Annotated in this window: 4 protein-coding genes; 2 read left to right on the plus strand and 2 right to left on the minus strand. The window is 66.6% G+C overall.

Annotated features, from left to right (window positions below):
* Nucleotides 1–880, plus strand: an 880-nt coding sequence (locus P3W97_RS01300; protein ID WP_300843163.1) for an aconitase family protein, incomplete at its 5' end; no start/stop codon positions are given.
* A 91-nt stretch (nt 881–971) separates the two neighbouring features.
* Nucleotides 972–2,336: a tRNA 5-hydroxyuridine modification protein YegQ gene (gene yegQ, locus P3W97_RS01305; RefSeq protein ID WP_300843164.1), complete on the plus strand. Its 1,365-nt coding sequence runs from the start codon at nt 972–974 to the stop codon at nt 2,334–2,336.
* Between the two features lie 132 nt (nt 2,337–2,468).
* Here yegQ and hemL read toward each other — a convergent pair whose 3' ends face one another.
* Both hemL and P3W97_RS01315 read right to left on the minus strand, forming a co-directional pair.
* Nucleotides 2,469–3,764 carry a glutamate-1-semialdehyde 2,1-aminomutase gene (hemL, locus tag P3W97_RS01310; RefSeq protein ID WP_300843165.1) on the minus strand — a complete coding sequence of 432 codons (1,296 nt, stop codon included), beginning with the start codon at nt 3,762–3,764 and terminating at the stop codon, nt 2,469–2,471.
* Nucleotides 3,761–4,456 (minus strand): bifunctional hydroxymethylpyrimidine kinase/phosphomethylpyrimidine kinase (locus tag P3W97_RS01315; RefSeq protein ID WP_300843166.1); only part of this gene is annotated, 696 nt, incomplete at its 5' end. The genes hemL and P3W97_RS01315, both read right to left, overlap by 4 nt.

The following is a 4,456-nucleotide window of genomic DNA, read 5'->3' on the forward strand; positions in this document are numbered from 1 at the left end:
GGGCAAGAAGAACATCTTCTCTGGCCGTATCCTGGAAATCGAGGGCCTGCCCGATTTGAAGGTGGAACAGGCATTCGAGTTTTCCGACGCGTCGGCCGAGCGCTCGGCAGCAGGCTGCACGATCAAGCTCAACAAAGAGCCGATCATCGAGTACCTGCAGAGCAACATCGTGCTGCTCAAGAACATGATCGCCGACGGCTACCAGGATGCCCGTACCCTGGCGCGGCGCATCAAGGCGATGGAGGCGTGGCTGGCCAAGCCGGAATTGTTGGAAGCCGACCCCGACGCCGAATACGCCGCTGTGATCGAGATCGATCTCGACCAGATCAAGGAGCCCATCCTGTGCTGCCCCAACGATCCGGACGATGCCAAATTCCTCTCCCAGGTGCAAAACACCCCGATCGATGAGGCCTTCATCGGCTCGTGCATGACCAATATCGGTCACTTCCGCGCCGCCGCCAAACTGCTACATGGCCAGCGCGACATCCCCGTGCGGCTGTGGGTGGCGCCGCCGACCAAGATGGACCAGAACGAGCTGATCAAGGAGGGCTTCTACGCCACCTTCGGCACCGCTGGCGCGCGCACCGAGATGCCTGGCTGCAGCCTGTGCATGGGCAACCAGGCGCAGGTGCGTGAGGGCTCGACCGTGGTCTCCACCAGCACCCGCAACTTCCCCAATCGCCTGGGGCGCAACACCAACGTCTTCTTGGCGTCGGCCGAATTGGCGGCCATCGCATCCCGCCTGGGGCGCTTGCCGACGGTGGAGGAATACATGGCCGAGATGGGCGTCATCAACCAGAAGGCCAGCGAGGTGTACCGCTACATGAACTTCGATCAGATCGAGGAATACGCGCAGACCGCCAAGACCGTGACGGTCTGACGCGGTGGCGTTTGTCCGGCGCAACGGCCCCTGCGGGGGTCGTGTTTTCTTACTTGTGCGGCGCGTGGTTTTCGCTCCGCTACGATTGCGTATGGTTTCGCACAGCCCAGAACTCCTGCTGCCCGCTGGCTCGCTGGCGCACTTGCGCGCTGCGTTCGACTTCGGCGCCGATGCCGTCTACGCCGGCCAGCCGCGCTATTCGCTGCGCGCGCGCAACAATGAATTTCGCCTGGAGCAAATCGCCCAGGGCATTGCCGAGGCGCATGCACGCGGCAAACGCTTCTTTGTCACCAGCAACCTGATCGCGCACAACGACAAGGTGCGCACCTATCTGCGCGATCTGGCGCCGGTGGTGGCGCTGCGGCCAGATGCGCTGATCATGGCCGATGCGGGCCTGATCATGCTGGTGCGCGAGGAGATGGAGCGTGGCCGCTGGCCCGAGGTGCCGATTCACCTGTCGGTGCAGGCCAACACCACCAACTGGGCGGCGGTGAAATTTTGGCAGCGCGCCGGGGTGGCGCGCATCATCTTGAGCCGCGAGCTGAGCCTGGAAGAAATTGCCCAGATTCGCGACGCCTGTCCCGACGTGGAGTTGGAGGTGTTCGTGCACGGCGCCCTGTGCATCGCCTACTCCGGACGCTGTTTGCTCAGCGGCTACTTCAACCGCCGCGACCCCAACCAGGGCACCTGCACCAATGCCTGCCGCTGGGGCTATCGCACGCACGCGGCCGAGGAGGCCGAAGCTGGCCGACTGGATGCAGACTTCGATTTCGCGCGCGAGCAGGCGCAGGCCGAGGCGATGCGCGCGACCACCGGCGACGGGCAGCGCCATCCGCTCGCCGACCGCATCTGGCTGCTGGAGGAGGCCTCGCGCCCCGGCGAGCTGATGCCGGTGATGGAAGACGAGCACGGCACCTACATTCTCAACAGCCGCGACCTGCGCGCGGTGGAATACGTGCAGGACTTGGTGCGCATCGGGGTCGATTCGCTCAAGATCGAGGGCCGCACCAAGAGTGTGTACTATGTGGCGCGCACCGCACAGGTGTACCGGCGCGCGATCAACGACGCGGTGGCCGGCCGGCCGTTCGACCCGGCCCTGCTCGCCGAGCTGGAGGGCTTGGCCAACCGAGGCTACACCAGCGGCCTGTTGGTGCGCCGTCCGGCGCAGGACTATCAGAACTACGCCAGCGGCCACTCCGCGCCCACCCGCAGCCAGTATGTCGGCGACGTCGTGGGGATGCGTGCCGACGGCTGGGCCGAAGTGCAGACCAAAAACCGCTTTGCCGTGGGGGACCGGCTGGAGGTGATCCATCCGCGCGGCAACCGCGTCGTGACACTGTCCGCCATGCAAGACGCCGATGGACGTGCGATCGAGGTCGCGGCCGGCAACCCACTGCGCGTTTGGGTGCCACTAGAAGGACCGGCCGACGGCGCCCTGTTGGCCCGTTTGCTGTGATTCAGATGGCCATAGCGGCGGCGGGCCGGGGCGGCGTGCCCGAAGACGGGCAGGCCCAGCAGCCCGGTCAGCCCCACGGCCAGACCGCCAGCCAGTCTCTACACACAGCCGCGACGGGTGGGCATGCGCGGCTCATAGGGCGGCCAAAACGGCGCGCGCGGCCTGCAGCGTCGCCTCGATCTCGGCCTCGCCGTGCGCGGCGCTGACGAACCCAGCCTCGTACAGCGCCGGGGCGAAGTAGACACCGCGCTCCAGCATCCCGTGGAAGAAACGGTTGAAGCGTGCGCTGTCGCTGGCCATCACCTGGGCGTAGTTCTGCGGTAGCTCGGGCAGCAGGAAAAAGCCGAACATGCCGCCCTCGCTGTCGACGCTGAACGGCACGCCGGCGCGTTCGGCCTCGGCTTTCAGGCCCTCGACCAGCGCACGCGTGCGTGCCCCCAGTTGCTCGAAGAAGCCCGGCTGCTGGATCAGGCGCAGCGTGGCCAAGCCGCAGGCAGTGGCCACCGGATTGCCCGACAGCGTGCCGGCTTGGTAGACCGGCCCGAGCGGGGCGAGCTGCTCCATCACCGCGCGCTTGCCGCCGAAGGCTGCCAGCGGCATGCCGCCGCCGATGACTTTGCCCATCACCGTCATGTCCGGCTCGAAGCCTGGGATCAGGCGCGCGTAAAGGCTTTGCGCGCCGCCCAGCGCGACACGAAAGCCGGTCATCACCTCGTCGAACACCAGCAGCGCCCCGTGCTGTGTGCATAGCTCGCGGCAGCGGCGCATGAACGGCACGCTGGCGCGCACGAAGTTCATATTCCCGGAGATCGGCTCGATCATCAGGGCGGCGATCTGCGGCCCGTGCTCGGCGAACGCCGCCTCCAGCTGCTCGACGTTGTTGTATTCGAGCACGAGCGTGTGCTGCACCACCTCCGGCGGCACGCCGGCGCTGGTGGGGTGACCAAAGGTAGCCAGCCCCGAGCCGGCCTTGACCAGCAAGGCATCCGCATGGCCGTGGTAGCAGCCTTCGAACTTGATGATCTTGGGCCGGCCGGTGGCACCGCGCGCCAGACGAATGGCGCTCATTGCGGCTTCGGTCCCCGAGCTGACCAGGCGCACCATCTCCAGGCTCGGCAGCAGGCGGATGATTGCTTCGGCCAGTTCGATCTCGCGCTCGGTCGGCGCGCCGAACGAAAAGCCCTCGCGCACGGCGGCTTGCACCGCCTCGACCACCTCTGGGTGGCCGTGGCCAAGGATCATCGGCCCCCAAGAGCCGATGTAGTCGATATAGCGCTGCCCGTTGGCATCCCAGAAATAGGGGCCGGCGGCCCGAGCCACGAAGCGCGGGATGCCACCGACGGCCTTGAAAGCACGCACAGGGGAGTTGACGCCGCCGGGGATGACGGCCTTGGCACGGTCGAACAGGAGCAGGTTGCGGTCGGTCATGGTGAAGGCGAGGAAGATTCGTCTGGGCCGTCGGTGCTGTCGCTATCGGCCCAAAAAAGTCGGTCGGGCACGGCGTGACCCATGCCGGGCTGAAAGCCATGGGCCAGTGCCTGGTCCAGGTACGCCAGCGCCTCGGCGCCGGCCTGTGAGAGCTCGCTGCCGTGTGCCAGCAGCGCAGTCAGGGCGGCAGAGAGCGTATCCCCAGCCCCGATGAATGTGGCGTCGATGCGCTCGAATTCGGCATGGGCGAGGACGACCTCGGGCGAGGCCAGATGGTTGTCGATGCGTTCGCCACGCGTCTGGCCGGTGACCAGGGTGTACGGCACGCCGTGCTGCGCCGCGGCGCGGGCGATATCGCGCGGACCGGGTGGGCGCTCATCGTCCCAGTCCGGCAGCAGCCAGCGCGCCAGGGTATGGTGGTTGCCCACCAGCACATCGGTTTGGGGCAGCACCAAATCCTCGCAGGCTTGCAGATAGACTTCGCGTTCGCTGTCGGTCCACCAGGCCAGCTCGGGCAGGTAAGTCACCACTGGCAGCTCGTCGTAGTCGCTCAGGATTTCGCCAATCGCAGCCAATCCAGAGGCACTGCCCGCGAAGCCGACCTTGATCGCCGCGACGGTCACATCTTCCAGCACGGCGCGGGCCTGATCGTCGATCCAATCGGCCTCCAGTGCATGATGGCCATGCAACTG

It is taken from the genome of Tepidimonas sp., assembly GCF_029335975.1.
In the GTDB taxonomy this organism is placed as follows: domain Bacteria; phylum Pseudomonadota; class Gammaproteobacteria; order Burkholderiales; family Burkholderiaceae_C; genus Tepidimonas.

What these genes read in the sequence shown, in the direction of transcription:
- yegQ (WP_300843164.1), top strand. Translation starts at nt 972, where the DNA reads ATGGTTTCGCACAGCCCAGAACTCCTGCTGCCCGCTGGCTCGCTGGCG.
- hemL (WP_300843165.1), bottom strand. Translation starts at nt 3,764, where the DNA reads ATGACCGACCGCAACCTGCTCCTGTTCGACCGTGCCAAGGCCGTCATC.